Annotated in this window: 18 protein-coding genes and 2 pseudogenes; 11 read left to right on the plus strand and 9 right to left on the minus strand. The window is 57.7% G+C overall.

The features are described from left to right. Positions 1 to 443 precede the first annotated feature (443 nt). Together EQW76_RS16500 and EQW76_RS16505 are read right to left on the minus strand one after the other, a co-directional pair. Entirely contained in the window at positions 444 to 668 is a 225-nt protein-coding gene (locus tag EQW76_RS16500) for a hypothetical protein (protein ID WP_142831845.1), read from the minus strand. Then, entirely contained in the window at positions 665 to 988 is a 324-nt protein-coding gene (locus EQW76_RS16505; protein WP_143122980.1) for a GFA family protein, read from the minus strand. The genes EQW76_RS16500 and EQW76_RS16505 overlap by 4 nt, the downstream gene beginning before the upstream one ends. Positions 989 to 1,119: 131 nt before the next feature. Between EQW76_RS16505 and EQW76_RS16510 the strand changes: the two genes are divergently transcribed. Beyond that, a complete protein-coding gene (locus EQW76_RS16510) occupies positions 1,120 to 1,323 on the plus strand; it encodes a hypothetical protein (protein WP_142831851.1) in 204 nt (67 codons plus the stop codon). Positions 1,324 to 1,428: 105 nt separating this feature from the next. On the opposite strand, the gene EQW76_RS16515 is transcribed toward EQW76_RS16510, so the two are convergent. Next, a complete protein-coding gene (locus EQW76_RS16515) occupies positions 1,429 to 2,076 on the minus strand; it encodes a CPBP family intramembrane glutamic endopeptidase (protein WP_161991006.1) in 648 nt (215 codons plus the stop codon). 150 nt (positions 2,077 to 2,226) lie between these two features. Here EQW76_RS16515 and EQW76_RS16520 point away from each other — a divergent pair, with 150 nt between their 5' ends. Further along, positions 2,227 to 3,342 carry a phosphodiester glycosidase family protein gene (locus tag EQW76_RS16520; protein WP_244615522.1) on the plus strand — a complete coding sequence of 372 codons (1,116 nt, stop codon included), beginning with the start codon at positions 2,227 to 2,229 and terminating at the stop codon, positions 3,340 to 3,342. Positions 3,343 to 3,803: 461 nt separating this feature from the next. On the opposite strand, the gene EQW76_RS16525 is transcribed toward EQW76_RS16520, so the two are convergent. After that, positions 3,804 to 4,343 carry a GNAT family N-acetyltransferase gene (locus EQW76_RS16525; protein ID WP_161991007.1) on the minus strand — a complete coding sequence of 180 codons (540 nt, stop codon included), beginning with the start codon at positions 4,341 to 4,343 and terminating at the stop codon, positions 3,804 to 3,806. 360 nt (positions 4,344 to 4,703) lie between these two features. Here EQW76_RS16525 and EQW76_RS16530 point away from each other — a divergent pair, with 360 nt between their 5' ends. From EQW76_RS16530 to EQW76_RS16545, 4 genes are read left to right on the plus strand one after another with little or no spacing between them, the layout of a single operon-like run. After that, complete coding sequence (locus tag EQW76_RS16530; protein WP_142831857.1) at positions 4,704 to 5,720, plus strand: ABC transporter substrate-binding protein; 1,017 nt, start codon at positions 4,704 to 4,706, stop codon at positions 5,718 to 5,720. 10 nt (positions 5,721 to 5,730) lie between these two features. Continuing rightward, the gene (locus EQW76_RS16535) at positions 5,731 to 6,576 is read left to right on the plus strand and encodes an ABC transporter permease (RefSeq protein ID WP_142831859.1); all 846 of its coding nucleotides are present in this window, start codon (positions 5,731 to 5,733) and stop codon (positions 6,574 to 6,576) included. Then, positions 6,573 to 7,349 carry an ABC transporter ATP-binding protein gene (locus EQW76_RS16540; protein ID WP_142831860.1) on the plus strand — a complete coding sequence of 259 codons (777 nt, stop codon included), beginning with the start codon at positions 6,573 to 6,575 and terminating at the stop codon, positions 7,347 to 7,349. The genes EQW76_RS16535 and EQW76_RS16540 overlap by 4 nt, the downstream gene beginning before the upstream one ends. A gap of 15 nt (positions 7,350 to 7,364) precedes the next feature. Beyond that, entirely contained in the window at positions 7,365 to 8,717 is a 1,353-nt protein-coding gene (locus EQW76_RS16545; RefSeq protein WP_202617176.1) for an LLM class flavin-dependent oxidoreductase, read from the plus strand. A gap of 427 nt (positions 8,718 to 9,144) precedes the next feature. Here the strand turns inward: EQW76_RS16545 and EQW76_RS29740 are convergent. Then, positions 9,145 to 9,453: pseudogene (locus tag EQW76_RS29740) on the minus strand (hypothetical protein). A gap of 587 nt (positions 9,454 to 10,040) precedes the next feature. Continuing rightward, positions 10,041 to 10,232 (minus strand): hypothetical protein, encoded by a 192-nt coding sequence (locus EQW76_RS29745; RefSeq protein WP_209185758.1) that lies wholly within the window; start codon positions 10,230 to 10,232, stop codon positions 10,041 to 10,043. Positions 10,233 to 11,067: 835 nt separating this feature from the next. Between EQW76_RS29745 and EQW76_RS16560 the strand changes: the two genes are divergently transcribed. Next, positions 11,068 to 11,466 (plus strand): copper resistance protein CopC, encoded by a 399-nt coding sequence (locus tag EQW76_RS16560; RefSeq protein ID WP_142831876.1) that lies wholly within the window; start codon positions 11,068 to 11,070, stop codon positions 11,464 to 11,466. Between the two features lies 1 nt (position 11,467). Here the strand turns inward: EQW76_RS16560 and EQW76_RS16565 are convergent, their stop codons facing one another. Continuing rightward, positions 11,468 to 11,893: a DUF4174 domain-containing protein gene (locus EQW76_RS16565; protein ID WP_161991008.1), complete on the minus strand. Its 426-nt coding sequence runs from the start codon at positions 11,891 to 11,893 to the stop codon at positions 11,468 to 11,470. Between the two features lie 238 nt (positions 11,894 to 12,131). On the opposite strand from EQW76_RS16565, the gene EQW76_RS16570 reads away from it, so the two are divergent. Together EQW76_RS16570 and EQW76_RS16575 are read left to right on the plus strand one after the other, a co-directional pair. Continuing rightward, entirely contained in the window at positions 12,132 to 12,446 is a 315-nt protein-coding gene (locus EQW76_RS16570; protein ID WP_142831879.1) for a cold shock domain-containing protein, read from the plus strand. A 582-nt stretch (positions 12,447 to 13,028) separates the two neighbouring features. Next, complete coding sequence (locus EQW76_RS16575; protein ID WP_142831881.1) at positions 13,029 to 13,427, plus strand: hypothetical protein; 399 nt, start codon at positions 13,029 to 13,031, stop codon at positions 13,425 to 13,427. Positions 13,428 to 13,523: 96 nt separating this feature from the next. Here the strand turns inward: EQW76_RS16575 and EQW76_RS16580 are convergent, their stop codons facing one another. After that, a complete protein-coding gene (locus EQW76_RS16580; RefSeq protein WP_142831883.1) occupies positions 13,524 to 14,441 on the minus strand; it encodes a DMT family transporter in 918 nt (305 codons plus the stop codon). 750 nt (positions 14,442 to 15,191) lie between these two features. Then, positions 15,192 to 16,118 carry a TIGR03571 family LLM class oxidoreductase gene (locus EQW76_RS16590; RefSeq protein WP_142831885.1) on the minus strand — a complete coding sequence of 309 codons (927 nt, stop codon included), beginning with the start codon at positions 16,116 to 16,118 and terminating at the stop codon, positions 15,192 to 15,194. 434 nt (positions 16,119 to 16,552) lie between these two features. Here EQW76_RS16590 and EQW76_RS16595 point away from each other — a divergent pair, with 434 nt between their 5' ends. After that, positions 16,553 to 16,753, plus strand: a complete 201-nt coding sequence (locus EQW76_RS16595; RefSeq protein ID WP_142831887.1) for a hypothetical protein — start codon at positions 16,553 to 16,555, stop codon at positions 16,751 to 16,753. Positions 16,754 to 16,769: 16 nt separating this feature from the next. Next, positions 16,770 to 16,880: pseudogene (locus EQW76_RS29750) on the plus strand (transcriptional regulator); the annotation flags it as partial. Between the last annotated feature and the right edge of the window lie 62 nt (positions 16,881 to 16,942).

Here is a 16,942-nt window from a genome sequence, read left to right on the forward strand (position 1 = left end):
CATGGCCAGCTATCGACAAGATGAGCAAAGCTCGTAGAGCATCTCTGATCATTCTGAGCAGCATTGGCCTTCTGCTCGCAGGAGTGCTGGGTTTTCATCTAGCGGGTGTAGTCGCAATGATCCTATTTGCCCCGCTTGGTGCATTAATAGGACTGATACTAGGAAGCGCTACGTTCCGAGGCGTTGCCGAACTCATTGGAGAACTTCTCAAGGTCGCCTTCTTGTAGCAGGCGTAATTTAACCCGTGAGTGAGTGTCCCCCTGTTGTCGTGCATCGAGGCCGCTCGCACAGCCCTGTGCTTAAAATGCAATTCTTGATATTCCCTAGATGATTTTTGGGAGGTTACGTCGCAATTTTTAAGGAATTTATTGCTAAGACCCAGTCGACGGCCGGAAGGAGAGAGGGATGAATTCTATCCGGTAGTATTCTATATTTTCGTGTTGCTATTTTTCGTTGTGAGCGTTGCAAACAGAATCCGCCAGCTGCGTCAAGTTATTGGCTGGCTCCCCATTAAAGGCACGATCATCAGCAGCGACCACAAACTGAGGGGTGAAGCTGCCGAACTTTACATCGACGTGAAGTACACCGTTGACGGTATAGATCGCTATGGTTTTCGTCTGGATACCCACTCCTCGCCGCTTTGCGGTACCACTGTCCTGATCGATCAACAGGCCTGCGCCGTGCCGCGAGCCGGATTTTCTTCCGCAACAATGTGCTCGTCATATTGCGGCAGATCATCGGTGATGGTGAACCACGGCGCTTTCGAACCAACGAAGATATGGGCTGTGGGCCGAATGGACGGATCGTCTACGAGGGTTCCCATGGCGATATGGGCAAATGTCCCATCGCGGACGACCGCGAACAGAAATGAGCCGCAGCGACCGCACCTCTGGTCGCGCCACGCCTCGGCGTCGATGACCTTGATATCATCCTGCCCGCTGGTGACGGACAGCTTGTCACGCTCTATCCCGGCTAGGGGTCCATGCATTGGAACTGCTTACCGGCTATTACACCGAACCCTAACTGGCCGGCCGCGTTGCCCGCCTTGTGGCGCATAAGGGGAAGCTACTGATAGGCTATTACAGCCAGCATGGCACCTATCGTCCGGTCGAAAACGACATGCCCTACAGCGTGAAAGTTCAGGAGGCGGGGCTGGTATTTAAATCCGTGAAATCCCGAGAAGTAGCACTGACAGCCGTCGCTCCGGACCATTTTCTCGGTAACGGCGACCGGTTCACCTTCACCCGCGATGGAGAAGGCCGGGTCACCGGCATGCTGATGAACGGCGGCCGTATTCGCAATTTCCGCTTCGAGCGGCTTTGAAGCGATCGCAGAGGCGAATTGGGGAAGACCGCTGTTGGCGCTATCCGGCGTGACAGCATTCCTCAGGGCATCATCTATATCGGAGTGGAGAGTGCAACTGACCGATTAATTTTTGGCCAGTCCCTTTGGCCGCAACAAATACAATGCATATAAAAAATTGGGTAGCAGGAAAAGCGGAGCTACAAAGGCGTATGCTGGCAGTGGCTGATTTGGGCTCCCGCCACCGGTATGGCACGCAACCAGCAGCAGCAAACAATCCCACACGGCATGCAGAAGTATGACCGGATAAAGCGAACCAGTTCTCAAACGAAGCGCCATCAACATGAAGCCAGTCTGAAACGCCGCCACTGCCTGAAGGGTTGCGACTGTCCATTGCGCAGTCGCTAAAGCATTCAGGACGTGAACGAACCCGAAAAGTCCACAACACACCCAGAGGGATGGCCATAGCCTGAGCTTCGAACGCAGCCCGCTGAACAATATTCCCCGGAACATCACTTCCTCAGACATACCGACAAAAACCGTGTTGATGCCTATGAAAATCGCGCTTCGCAGCGGCGGCAATCCGACTATTGCCATTAGGACCCCAAGTGCGGCCATGTAGACCATGGGTAGCCAACTCAGCTTGAGCGCCGTTCTCACCGAGAATGCAGAAAAACCCAGGTCCCACCACCGGAACGTGGAGATTACTATCGCCAGGAAAACCACTGCGAAGACCATTGGCCACGCGATGCCTTGGCCGACAAATTTGACCACCGAACGTTCGCTGCCCGCGCTTAAATGCCCAGCGACCCCCATTATCACGAGCCATCCCAGCAATGTCGCCAGAGATAGCTGGAGCCGGTAGCGAACCCCGATACGCTTGAAATATTCGATCCTGAAAATGGGGTTTCCGTTCTTTTCCAGATGCTGAAAGTTTCACGTTCGATGATGAATCCGATTCGCGGAGAAGGAGCAAATGACGCACTATTGCGACTGCCGCTTTCTAAACATAAATCGGCCACCAGTGTACTGCAGACGCCATATCCAGTCTCCGCTGAGGAATACCCTTTGAAGTACAAACTGCCACTCGCCATTGCCGCGTCTGCCATCGTTTTTCTTGGCGTAGGTATCGGATACATCTGGGATCGAAACGGAGCCTACGGGTTCAATACCATCCTGAGACGAGGCGGAACCTACTGGATCACCATCGAAAAAGACGATCCTCGGCTTTCTCCGTCGATGCGTTTGGCTCTTCAGGACAATCCCCCAATCGGTATCGCTGGCGCTTACGAGTGGCGGGAGGTAGAACCTGGGTACGAGGTCGCCGAGATGCCCGTGATTGCAGACGGGAAGGAAGCCGACCGCGTTCTTCTCAACCGGATCGATCCCACCCGGTTCAAGTTCATCGCCCGCAATGCTCCAGCTGGCGACAAGGGCATAGACGAATGGGAAAAAGCACTGCCGAATGCCGTGCTCATCGTCAACGGGAGCTACTTCGACCTCCACGCGCTTCCAGACACTCCGATCATCAGTGAAGGCGTCGCGATGGGGCCAACGACATACGATGCCAAGGCCGGAGCATTCGTGGCGAGCGACGGCACGGCGGATATTAAGGAACTTGCCGACCAGCCTTGGCAGACCGCCATTTCCGGGTCGACCAACGCAATGGTCTCGTATCCCCTGTTGATTGGAACTGACGGGCAGACGCATGTACCGACAACAAGCAAATGGCTCGCGAACCGAACCTTCGTTGGGAAGGACGGCGCTGGCAGGATTATAGTCGGCACCACAAAGGAAGCCTTTTTCCCGCTCGCGACCCTTGCCAAATTCCTGAAGTCTTCGCAGCTCGACCTGAAGGTCGCGCTGAACTTCGACGGGGGGCCTATCGCCTGTCAGAGCGTTAGACTGAATGGCTTCGCGCGAAAGTTCTATGCAAAGTGGGAATCGCAGTGGCATGAAGACAAAGTAACCCTGCTGCGCTGGCCATTTCCCAATGCCTCGTGGGCAATGCCAATGATCCTCGAAGTGGAGAGACGTTAGGCAAGTCTCGGAGACTTCCACATTGTCGGCGGACGGACCATTAAAGCTTATGCACCGCAATACAGATCAGATGCACGATACCGACGGAGCGATATAGTGATCTGCGCAGCGATGAGGAGCAAAACGACTACTGTCGGCCCGAAGCGGCCACTCGACCCAGGGCATCCGTTTGCTATACGGTCGGACAACAACCCACACCGGACGCAACGAATGCCCTATGGGATCAGTGTGAAATGCTGCAACGCTACAGCGGTTGAATCAGGAACCTATGGGAGGAAGCGAGCATCTTCGAGCCTTCCGCCTCCATGCAGGAATTAGGGTATCCGCCCCATCTGACGCTTGCAGTTCTAACTGAACGGCCAGTCGACATCAGCATGATCATGACGGCGGTGTTTTCAACGCAAGAGAAGCTGTCAATTACTTTTGACGCTGTGAATTATTTCGATAATGACCTTATGGTTCTATGGGCAAAACCCGTTCGTGGAAGAGTGATCTTCCTGATCTAACCGCATCAGGACCTCACCGGCAGAGATGTCGCCGCCTGCCTCTGGAGGACCCGCTTTCCATTCGCGAAACCCTGCGGCTACGTAGAGCAGCCTAGCTCGCCGGTTCGAGAACGTGACCGCCAGCACGATGGTTGGAGATCGCTCAAATGCATGAAAGATCGCAGCCTGAAGAAGCTGTCTGGATCGTCCAGATCGGCGAGCGTGAGTCCTCAGGTACATGCCCGAGAGGACGGCGACTTCGTTGCCGGCTGTGGTTTGGCGCAAATCTAATGCCACCGCTCCCGAGAGCCAGCCGCCGTGATCGAAACCTCCGAGAACCAAGCTGGTAGACAGACGATTGAGATACCATTGGTCGGATCGAGCGAATTCTTGTTCCGCGGCGATCCCGAACTCCTCCGGACATTCCATAACAGCTTCCTGTCGGATGTCTCGATAGGACGGCAAGTGGCGGTAGCCCAGCCGGCGGATTTCGAACAGAGTTTCCGTCGCTTGCATTCGACGCCCTCCCATTGGCGTTAACGAGCAGCGTACCACAGATATTCGTGCGGATCGGAAGAACGCAATACCTTCCGGTCGCGCCATCGTGACCAATGCGATCTGGTGGAACACTTAGAATGGTGGTTGGTTGCCCGCATGACCCTCAAGCGAACAGGACCAAGCCGTGCCTTAAGCGCCATTACGTTTGCCAACTTGCGACCGAACGTAAGTCGTTTGGATGGCGAACGTCCGGAACAGCCAACCTCGATCCTAAGGCTGGCATAATATTCTACATGCTTAGCATTTAATGGCATGGGCTTCCTCGTACTCCCGCGACTTGCGGCTATCGTTTGAACCGACGATCGGTAGGAGACGACCATGGCATCAACTTTTCAGAAACTGAACCTCACCGTGGCTGCCTCCTCGCTTGCTTTGATCGCCGCCGGACAGGTCTTTGCAGATGCGCTACCTACCGAAGTGCCCAATGGAACCGTCATTGTGATCGGCGACCAGAACGAGCAGCTCCAGACGCTGATGACGGCTTCGGGTGAACAGGACAGGCTCTCCTCAAAGGCCACGTACGCGAACTTCCTCGGCGGCCCGGCTATTCTTGAAGCTTTCCGGGCGGATGCGCTCGACGTTGCGACGGTCGGCAACGTGCCGCCGATCCAGGCGCAGGCCGCGGGTCAGGAAGTCCCCATCGTCGCAGCCGTCAAGATCGCCGAGACTGACTACGAGTTTGCGGTGCGGCCCGGTCTGAAGATCGACACCCTCGAGCAGCTCAAGGGCAAGAAGATTGCCTATGCCGAAGGAAGCGGTCGTCAGGCATTCGTCCTTAACGCGCTCAAGGCCGCTGGACTGACCCGCGACGACGTCGAGCTTATCCCGCTCCGTGTGGCCGACTTCCCTGATGCGATCCGGACGGGACAGGTGGATGTGGCTTCGCTCAACGAACCGCATTATTCCCGCTACCTCTCAGATTACAAAGACCAGCAGGCCAGCGCCATTCCCCACTCCCAGCACGACCGCTTGCCCCGTGGCGTCTCATATCTCTACGCGGGCGGCGACTCCTTGAAGAATCCGGCCAAGGCGGCCGCGATCCGCGATTTCGTGGCGCATTTCGTCCTCGCCACTCAATGGCAGAACACCCATCCGGCCGAGTGGGTCGATGCCTACTACGTCAAGGGCCAGCACCTGACGAAGACGCAGGGCGACGCCATCGTCGCCAGCCAGGGCAAGGCCACCCTTCCCTCGCTGACAAGCCTCATTCCTTATCAGCAGAGCCTGATCAACGTCATCTATGATGCAGGCGACCTGCCAAAAAGGCTCGACGCCAAGGCGGAGTTCGACATTCGTTTCGACGAGGTCATCGCTCAGGGCGAGAAGTCCAACTAGGAGATCTGGAATGGGTTCAGTACCGGCAATAGGTCCACTTCGCATCCAGCGCGGGTCGCCGTCGAAGAACGCCGCCAAGCGATCGGCGCTGACGCCACGTGTCCTTGGACCGGGCGGTCTTCTGGTCGCGCCACTGGTCCTGTTGCTGGTATGGGAGCTCGCCTCACGGACAGGAATCCTTCCTCAGCGCCTCCTCGCAGCTCCCTCGACCGCATTGGCGTCTGGCTGGGACCTTGCTCTCAACGGCACTCTCTGGAAAGCATTCTATGCATCGGCATTACGGGCATATTCCGGCCTTGCCATTGGTGTCGCCGCTGGCGTCGTTCTCGCTCTTCTTTCCGGACTGACCCGCGCCGGAGAGGCGTCTATCGACGGCATTGTGCAGATCAAGCGCGCCATCCCCACGCTTGCACTCATTCCCTTGGCAATTCTTTGGCTCGGTATCGGCGAAACGATGAAGATTGCCATCATCAGCCTCAGCGTCATGATACCGGTCTATCTCAACACGCATGCGGGGCTGCGCGGGATCGATCTCCGCTTCGTCGAGCTGGCGCGCACGGTACGGCTCGACCGAAAGACTTTCGTTCGCAGGGTCGCCCTGCCAGGCGCGTTGCCGAGCTTCTTCACCGGGCTTCGTCTTGCCGTGACTACATGCTGGACGACTCTGATCGTCCTCGAGCAGATCAATACCACGAACGGCATCGGCTACATGATGAGCCGGGCACGCGACTACGGGCAGACCGACATCATCGTGCTCGGCCTCGTCATCTATGCCGTGCTGGGCCTCGCATCGGATGCGGTCGTCCGCGCAATCGAGCGCCGCGCTCTCAGATACAGGAAAGTCATCGGATCATGAGTGTCGTATCGATTTCTCATCCTGTCACCAGACGTTCCCCCGTCGAGCGGCCTGCCTTTCCAGTCGCCGTCAGGACAGACCGGCTTAGCAGGAGCTTTGCCGGTCGGACCGTCCTCAACGACGTCTCCCTCGAGGTCACAGCAGGCGAATTCGTCGCACTCATCGGTAGGAGCGGCTGCGGAAAGAGCACTCTGCTGAGGGCGCTTGCGAGCCTCGATGACGATGCCGACGGCGACGGCGAGCTAGCCGTCCCGGAAAACGTCTCGGTGCTCTTCCAGGACGCGCGTCTTCTTCCTTGGGAGTCTGTCGTGACAAACGTCGGCCTTGGGCTGGACGCCGTACCCCGCAAAGAACTCGCCGAGCGCAGCCTCAAGGCACTTTCCGACGTCGGCCTGTCCGCCCGCGCCGATGCCTGGCCCGGAACGCTTTCGGGCGGCGAGGCGCAGCGTGTGGCTCTGGCGCGAGCTCTGGCACGGCAGCCCGCTCTTCTGCTGGCCGACGAGCCGTTTGGAGCGCTCGACGCACTCACTCGTCTTCGAATGCAGGACCTCCTCCTCAAGCTGGTATCCGAACAGCGGCCAACCGTGCTGCTGGTCACCCATGACGTTGAGGAGGCACTCGTGCTGGCCGACCGGGTGCTAGTGATGGACAGCGGGCAGATCATCAACGAGGTCAGGGTCTCGCTGCCGCGTCCGCGCCGGAGATCCGAAAAGGCTTTCGAAGAGATGCGCGAGCGGCTTCTGTCCGCTCTCGGCGTCGACCAGTTCCACTGAGCGGAGGAGACCTCCATGCCACGTCAACTGCATCTCAACCTGTTCGTCCATGGCCGCGGTCATCATGAGACCGCATGGCGTCATCCGAAATCCTCGCCGCTGGCGCTGACCGACGTCGACTATTATGACGAGCTTGCCCGCAAGGCTGAAGCAGCCGCCTTCGATGCTATCTTCTTTGCCGACGCGCTGGCCGCAGGAGACGGGCTCTCGCATGCGGCAGGCGGCGGCCTGGAGCCAATTACGCTGCTGGCTGCCCTCGCCCGTTCCACAAGCAGGATCGGGCTGATTGCGACGGCTTCCACCACCTACACGGAGCCCTTCAATCTGGCCCGGCAGTTCGCGTCTCTGGATCATATCAGTCATGGCCGGGTGGGCTGGAACATCGTAACAAGCTGGGTCACCGGGGCCGGCCCCAACTTCGGATACGACCAGCAGATTGAGCATGCCGATCGGTACGAGCGCGCCTTCGAGTTTGTAGATGTCGTATCGAAGCTCTGGGATAGCTGGGCTGACGATGCGGTTCTTGACGACCGCGACAGCGGCGTGTTTGCCGACGCGTCAAAGCTGAAGCGTATCGACCATAAGGGCAAGCATCACTCCGTCCGCGGCCCGCTTAACATCGCCCGCCCGCCCCAAGGCCGCCCAGTCTTCATCCAGGCCGGTTCTTCCGACACAGGACGACGCTTTGCCGCCGAGCATGCGGAAGCCGTGTTCACCGCGCACCTCGACAAGATGTCCGCCAGCGCTTTCTACAAGGATCTAAAGACCCGCGCCCTTGCCGTCGGACGATCGTCCGACCAGATCGTCATCCTTCCAGGGATCAGCGCCACGATCGGCTCGACCGAGACGGAAGCCTTACGGATCGCTCAGGATCTGAACGAGTTGTCAGAACCGTCGGTCGGACTGGCGAGGCTCTCCAACCGCTTTGGCGGCTTGGACTTGTCGCACCTGCCACTGGATGGTGTCCTGTCGCCAGATGACTTTCCCGATCCGAAGACCGTCCAAGCTGCCCAAAGCCGGGCCGTCTCGATCGTAGACATCGTGCGACGAGAGCGTCCGACGCTTCGAGCCCTGCTTCATGGGCTTGCAGGAGCACGCGGGCATTTCGCGACCTCGGGGACGCCCGAGCAGATCGCCGACATCATCCAGGACTGGTTCACGACAGGTGCAGCCGACGGCTTCAACGTCATGCCGCCGATCCTGCCTGACCAATTCGACGTGTTTGTCGCCGAGGTTCTCCCGATCCTTCGCGCTCGCGGGCTGTTCCGAACGAAGTATGAGGGATCCACGCTACGCGAGCACCTCGGTCTCACGCGTCCCGAAAGTCAATACTTCGGTAAAGCGGAGCTGCGGGCGAAGGTGTCCTAGACAGTCGGAACTCTCGCTGACCCTCAACTGCTCGTCCGGAAGCTCTCGATGAGCGCCTCGAGTGCGTACATGCTCTCTGCCTGCGACCAGCCTGCCCCTTGCTTCGTCGAGACGGCGCAATCACAGAAGCTCCAAGGCTTCCTGGCAATCCATATCTGTGTTCTCCTACACGGCTGTGTGGCGGGCTGTCGGATAGGCATAATTGGACCTATTGATGGAGCGGACCTGTCGCGCCCAATAACAGGCTTTATGCTAATATTGATATGCCTCCACTATAATCGAAATCATAGCAGCGCGAGATACGATCTGCCCAGGCCTTCGATGTCTATCCCCTTAGGGTTGACAGGTGCTCCCTAAGCGGTCGTGAGCGGCCACCGGGGAGATGCTTGCACACGGCTTTGGCCTAACAACCGGCTTGCGCGGCTCGTCAACCACCCGACACCCGGATAGCGCCTGCGTCGCCGAACGTACGCTGACCCTTGGCGACCTGGCTTACAGATATGTCCGCAGAAACCCCGACTTCGCCACCTAATGCTCCATCCTCCCAGCTCTCAGACTCGTGCGACAGGTCGCCCCCCGATGGCCTTACACCGGCCGAGTTCCCTTCGGTGATCGATTGGACGAAGATGTCCGGCCGGGAGATATTGTGCCCTTAAACAAGATGCTCGATCGCCAGGTCGGCCGCCTCGCGGGTCCCGAATACGGCCTTGATTGTCGTGGTACGGTCTTCAGACATTGGAACCTCGAGTTTATTCTCAATTTGCAACGCCCACACGCACCGATGGTTCGGGCGGGCGCATGTTCGCCGAGACTCGCCGGTTGGCCAGGCAGACTGGGACGCGAGCGCGGTTTTACGTGAGCGGACGTCGGCAAATTGATTATTGAAACGAAAGTTGCCCGACCCACGGAACGGAAAGACCCCGAACACCGTTGCTTTGGCGAACAACAAACGGTGTCATCGATGTCCACAGTCGCTAAACTTGCTTCTATGTTCACCCTGAGTGCAGTTCTGGTAGGCACCGTTCTGACACCCGCCTTTGCCTTGCGGATGCCGGTCAACGACGAAAATGAAGCGACGCGAGAGAAGTCCGTATCGGCATACGCGGGCGACGATAAATCAGAATCTAGCTCGGAACCGTCGATCCTGACCCCAGATGAAATCAGACACATTAGATGGTGTGCCGGGCGATACACTATGGAGTACGACGCCGTGAGCGACACTTACTCGGCTGCTGGAGGCATCCGGCAACGGTGCCGCTCGCCGCGCTAGTCTGACGATCTCACTCTGAGATGTGCGATCGGACATCGCCGCCTGTTAGGTGGTCAGGTGGCGAATCTCGTTTTTCGAAACACTAGCGCCTTCTGCGCATAAAAGATCGAGATGGTGTGGCCGACGCCGGGCTCGATATCGAGCGTCTCGTCACACCCGGCGGCGTTCAGTTGTCCGGCCGCCGCTCCGGGTGCCCTTGACGGTATATTCTCGTCTTCCTTGCCGTGCAAAAGCAGAATTGCCATTCGCCCCGTTGCGGGCAAAGGCGGCAGCGGCCAGTCGCCCAGCAGACGATGCGAGGGTACCGATCTTCCAGCGTCCCGACGCGACCGCCTCGAGCGCTATGATGGATCCTTGAGACACGCCAACGAAGGTCACCCTCCCCAACCCATGAGCGAAGCCTTCCTGCTCGACCACATCCATGACCACTTTGTCTCACGCTTCCCTCACCATTCCGACACTCTCCGGTCGCAACTCCTGGCCGTCGACCCCGAACCACTAACGACCGCCCTGGCTACGTGGGAACGGAGCGTCGGGCGCTGCGAAACGCGCCGTTGAAAGCTTCCAACGCCAAGGCGAAACCATCGGCATCATCATCAGCGAACCGGTCCCTCACATGCCGTGAGGGAGTGCGAATTTGTCGGGGTCCGTATCCACTTCGGACGCGAGCAACCTTCGCGCGTCGCATCGTCGGAGACTTTGTAGGAGGTCGCATCATGAACACACGGACCCCCGGAGCCATTTGATGGCCGGCATAATCTGGGGCATCTCGAGAGCGCTCCATGAAGGGGCGAAATTTGATCGCGCCACCTACCGCTGCGTCAGCCGGAACTAAGTGACCAGAGGTCTCACGGGACGGTCGGGTCCATTTGAAACCGGCGCCGAGCGATCGCGCGGTGCACTTCAAGATAATGTCGGCTGGCTGCCTGTTGCTTTCTTGCATCGCGGTAGCAGGAACCTATCGCACCACACTTTGCTAACCATTTTTGCCAAGACGCACTTAGCAATCGATGATCTACGATCTCGAGCGGTGCGAACCTGGCAGCATGGCTGACGTTCAGGTTCCCGAAGGAATGGGCGATGAAAAAGCTTTCGCGAATTGGACTATGCATCTCCGCCGTAGTGCTCCTCGGCCTGCCTTCTGTCGCGAGCGCCCGGCTCGAGAACTCTCAGCCTGATGCGCATGAGCAAGCCAACGTCACCAGCTTCAACATGGTTCTGGCCTTCTCCCAACGCGTCCGCCTGAAAGAAACGATCGTGGAGATCAGGAACTCGCGCGGCGCTCGCGTGACAATCGGCGACCTCCGTACCGGCGAGAATGGCACCGATCTGGAAATCCCCCTTTCAACCCCTCTTCGCCCGGATACGTATTCGATCCGCTGGCGGGCGGTCTCGATCCAAGGCCTGGTGGACGTAGGCGGGTACGATTTCGTCGTTGACCCCATGCCGACAGGAGTTCCGGGCGTTGCCCAGCAGTAGATCAGCCCCGCCCGGCCTTTCTCATCGGCATGCTGTCGATCAATTCGAATAGTTTGCCGCCCGTCACGACGTCGAGACTGCGCAGCTTGACGCCGCCGTCCTTGCCAATCAAAACAGCCTCGAACGTGTTGCCGTTGATATCGGCTTCCTGTCTCAGCTTGCGGGCATCGACGCCAGTGGCATCCCCATGCACCGGTCTTACCTCGTCCCCAACTACGGTCATCACCACGACGTCGCGCTCGGCGAGACCGCTCTCCTGGGTTTTCAAGACCTCGACCTGTTTCGCGAGCTTCTGGTCTCCTGATCCACCGAACAGGATGATGACGCGGTTCTGGGACCGGTATTTGGCGAGCTCGTCCAGAGCGAATACCTGGCCAACTGAAGCTGCCGCGATTACGATGGCGGATGCGATAAGGAAGGTTCTCATGTTCGATCTCCGTTTCATCCGAAGAAAACGCCCGAAAACCCGCAGGGTTCGAGTTTGTCGGGGCACGAATGGTGTCGCTTTTCCGCTGGGTTGCAAATCAGGGCGAATTTTGCGAGAATCGTGAGGACGATGCGCAAGTGCCGCGTCAGCGAGCGATTTGCGAGCTGTCTTCCGCATCTATTTGCGGTCGCGCGTTTCCAACAATTTCTCAGAAAATGGCCAACATCAAGAGAACAATATGCAATCAGGAACCGTGAAATGGTTCGACGCCGCTAAAGGCTTCGGATTCGTCATCCCGTCAGACGGCGGTGCCGACATCTACATCAACCTCAAGGTGCTGCAGAAGGCCGGCCTTGGGACACTCGAGCCTGGCGCAGCGGTCAATTTTTCGGTCGCAAACCGTGGGGGTAAGGAGTTTGTCGAAGAAGTCGCAGTTATTGCGGCACCGCTACCATTGATCGAGCGTAATGATCCACCGAAGGCTATGGCAAAGACGCAACTCCTAGATGAGGAGGAGCTCTTCGAGCGCGAATGGGGTTTACGCCGGGCGTAGCCTGCCAGAAGCGATCCTTCGCGGTTCATTTCCCAAGCCATTGGTATTCTGCAATCGAGGCTCGCCCCGACTTCCTCTCACAAAAGAGAGCACTCCAAGGGGCCTTACTGGATGCGCAAGACGGAAGTGCGAAAGCCAAGGTGAATTGCCGCCGCATTGAAGACTGTATTCCTCATCGAGATGTCCCCTGATCCGTATCCATAGGCGGCCGGATAGCGGGGCATCGTGACCAGAAGACGGCGTCAAAAAAAGGCGTTCCCATATCGATGACATCGAACGGATCTTCGCCGAAGACATTAATCGTAGACAGGAAAACGGGTCTTTAGCGCATATGTCGACGGCGTCACTGGGAGACCTGTCAGCGAAGATGCCGAGGCCAAGGGCTATGCCTGCGGCGAGAGCGACCACGACATTCATCACCAATAGAGACGTCGACAGCGTGGCCCTTGAGAGCACTCGCACGACCGATCTCGAGATGTTCGCGCCAAAGGTTTCGGTCCAATGGGTCTATCTGGAACAGCCACGTTACCTGACCCCGAATGAACCAGTCGGCCAGGAGGCATACTCCGTTATCGCGATGCTATGGCCGCTTCCAACGTCGTTGGCGTCTCTTGGCTGGCGCTGGGATCCCAGGGAAGGGCAGTCGCCCTTGAGCCGCGCGGCGAAGACATCGTGCTCTCGACCCTGCAATACGAAGATGAGGTCCGGGCTGAGGATAGCTACTTCGAAAGCTTTGCTGGCGAGGCCGAGCCGCAAATGATGCCGCTCGTGCAGCTTATCAAGCAACGGAAAAAGGTCTGGTCGCCGGTTATGGTCGAGGACCCGGTCTACGAGGGCCTGCTGGCAATGATCGCCGAGAAAAAGAATGCCCCGAAGCCTGTTAAGAAGGGCAAACCGGCACCCTGTCCGACCATTCAGCCGGGAAGCAATCTCATCAGCATTACGGAAACGCTGCGCCAGAGCATCGGGGCGAACGGTTGATCTTTGAGCCCCTCCGCGCGAGGACATCGACCATGTGACTTATGCCCGTTTCAAGCTGAAGCTTGTTCCCTCTGCAATCCTATCGGAACGGCCTGCTCAGCGGCCGTCCAACGGAATGGTTGGCTGAGCATCCTCGCCTTTGACGTTTTTTCGGTAGAAGATGAATAGGCCAGCAAAGACGATGATCGCAGCGCCGGCTAGAAGTTGGGCGTCAGGAATGTCGCCGAAGAACACAAACCCAAACACGACCGCCCACAGCAAAAGTGTATATTGCAGTGGGGCGAGCAGTGAGGCCGGCGCGAGTTTCAGTGCGCGCGTCAGCAGAAGATGGGCGCAAGTACCGACGACACCGAGGAAAAGCATTGCGATCCAAATATCGAACCCGGCCTCCCGCCAGTCGCTGACCGACAGAATTATGCCCACTACCATAACCACGAGCGTCTGCGAGGTGACAAGAGCGGTGTCGCTTGTCGATCGAAGATAACGGCTCAAGATAAGTGTCAGGGCGAAACCGATGCTCCCGGCGACAGCAAATAACGAAGGCAGGGTAAACATCGCGGTCGATGGCCTCAGCGCGATCACCACACCCGCAAATCCAACCCCGACAGCAAGCCAACGCCTCCATCCGATCCTCTCGCCCAGAAGGAAATGCGACAGAGCAGCGACATAGATCGGTGCCGCCATGTAGAAGGTGATCACGTCGGCAAGTGGTAGATAGGCCACCGCCGCGTAGAAAAGGGATACATCCGCAGTCGCCATGACGGCGCGGCCGAACAGCACGCCCGGTTGCCGAACATCCAGCAACGCCCTCGGCCCCTGCCGTGCAATCATTGGCATCAGGACGATGAATGAGCCTACCGACCTCATCACGAGTACTTGGCCCAGAGCAAAGCTCGCAACAAGCCACTTCCCAACGGCGTCGTTTACCGCAAAGAGAAGGTCGCCGAAAAGCATCAGGACCACGCCGAGCATTACGGCATTGCCGAGGTTCCCGGCGGTTACTGCAGGCTTCATACGAATTCCTCCCAAATAGCCGGCGGTCACCATCGCATCAGGCAACATTATCGACCAAGTGCGCCACTACCATCAAATAAGGTAGCCGCGCCAGCCCATCTGGCGATCTCAGCGAGCTGACAGAAGGAGGGGCTCGAATCCCGGCTTCAATCAGCAACGGAAGCCACGACGCAACACGAGTATCTGTTTTAAAATCGTCAGCCTTTGCTGGACACATCGACGACAAGGGGAATGGCATCACATCCGTCGGCATCGACCTGTAAGGCCAATCGCTCGGGTCGGTGGTGCACTATCGACAGCGGCCAAGCTGGAGGCGGTTTGGCTAGCCATATACGATTCTGCCGAGAAGCATTGATTTGAACACACGTTAGACTCTCATCCTAAGCGTGCGGATATGGGCGTGGATCCGGTTGACCCTTTCGATCTCGCCGGTCGCCTGTTCCCTGGGTGCGAAGGTCGTCGCAGAGACGAACCGGGCAGTCCTCCGGAAGCGTCCAAGCATGTCGTCGCGGAAATTCGAGTGATCCAGCCCCTCACGATAGCAAGTAAATGGAACATCTGAAGGGAGAAGCATTGAAATCCCGCCGACAAGCATCGAAGGAAAATCGCCAATTGACCCGCCAGCAGACAGAACCGGGCCCGAACAGTCCGGAATCGCCTTTTGGCTGGTCGTATTCGATGCGGCCTATCTTCTGACCAGTAAGGCTCAGGACCCGTCGTTCAACGGCAGTTCGGACAAAATCTCTCAAATCACAGCCTCGGCTTCGAATTGTTGATGTCGGGCAATACGTCTTCCGCGATCTCCTGCAGCACTTCGTCCACCGACCTAGTGCCAGGAACGATATTCAGCATGACATGGTTTGCACCAAGGTTCCCGATCTCGTCGAGATACCGGATCAGCCCCTTTCGTCCGGTGCGAATACCGAGGCCGAGAGGTTCGGTGCTCGCGTCCGGATCGTCGACGAGTTCAAGCACCATGGACTGGCTGAAACTTCTAAAGTCAGTGGTTACCTTGCCGATTGCGGTCTTCCACAACGCGATGCGATCCGCCTGTGCTGCCAAGGGTCGGTAGTATGTGGCCCAACCTGCGGCAGTCCTGGCTATCCATTCCAGCGACTGCGAGGCGGATCCAACAGATAGAAACGGAATAGCGCTTTCTGCTCTCAACGGCCGAATTGAGAATTCAACTTGAACCCTACCGTCACCGTCCAGCACCTCACCGTCAGGCCCCAAGGCCGCAGCTAGACGTCTCCAGTTGCTTCGGAAGATCTCCTTTCGCCGATCGAACTCTTCTCCAAATACCGCGAATTCAGAAGGACGATCGCCAGAACCGAGACCGAGGACGAAACGTCCGCCCGACAGAGCGCCTACGGAGAGCGCGGCCTTCGCAATATGCAAGGGATTGCGAAGCGGCAGGACGATTGCTCCGGTAACAAGTTGGATGTTTGTGGTCGCCATTGCCAGAGCGCCTAGGAGCACCCAAGGATCGGAATGACCTACGGGATCAGGATAACTATCGCTGTTCAACGGCACATCGCGCACCCAAAGTGCATCAAATCCGAGTTCGTCGGCCTTGCGCGCGATCGCTATCTGACTGGGATAGTTAAAGTCATGGGTATGGCTGGTCTGAATCGGCAGGACTATGCCGAGTGTAAGGCGACCGGGCGTTAAAAGCATTTCTCACCGGAGCTGTGGTTCTAGGGCACATGATCTCAAAACGATCTGGTCACCACCAGAATGGCGTCGAGTATCGATACCTCACATATCGGCGCTACAAAGCGAAAAACAATGCGAGCCCCACACGAACATGAGGATCTCTTGTAGCGTCTCCGTGAATGAAGCCGGCGGGCTCATCGGCGGCGCTTGTCTTGAATGCGATAGGCGCTGAGGTCTCGATACATGCAACGCTTCAATTGCGAGGGGCATTCAGCTTGCATCGTGGACCAGCTTCGGTGCTTGAGCGTATGTTATGCCGGCAAACTGCCTGGTCCCGGAAGTTCTTTGTTGCGGACTGGATGTTGCCCAGGCCGCAATCACAGCGGTCTCCTGCAGAAAATAAAGTGTGTTGTCTTCGATTGCAACTTTTGGTCGCCTTGTTAGAGGAGGAACTCATGACCATTAACCGCTTCGAAGGTTTAGCTGCAGAATTGAACCGCCTCGCGGCGGAGATCGCGGCGATCAACTCCCAGCCGTTCAACGTCGGGATCGATCTTGGCGCTGAGGCCCTGATTTCCGGCACGGTAGATGAACCGTCTCGTATGGAGCCGACATCACTCAGCCGCTTGGACTACAGCCTTCGGACACGTCAGTAGTGCCTGTTGCCGAACGATTGTCTTTTCCAACTTTGAAGCGTCCTCTCTCGGCGAGAGGGGCTTTGCCATTGAGATCGCTTGGGTATTCCAAGATGGAAAATCATGCTCTTTCCTAAACCGTCCGGCTGGGGGCTGGAATATCGTATCTAGACGAGAAGGTTTCCCAGTGCCTTCGAGATCTCCAAAACA

The sequence above is a fragment of the Rhizobium sp. rho-13.1 genome (assembly GCF_007000305.1).
GTDB lineage: Bacteria > Pseudomonadota > Alphaproteobacteria > Rhizobiales > Rhizobiaceae > Rhizobium > Rhizobium rhododendri.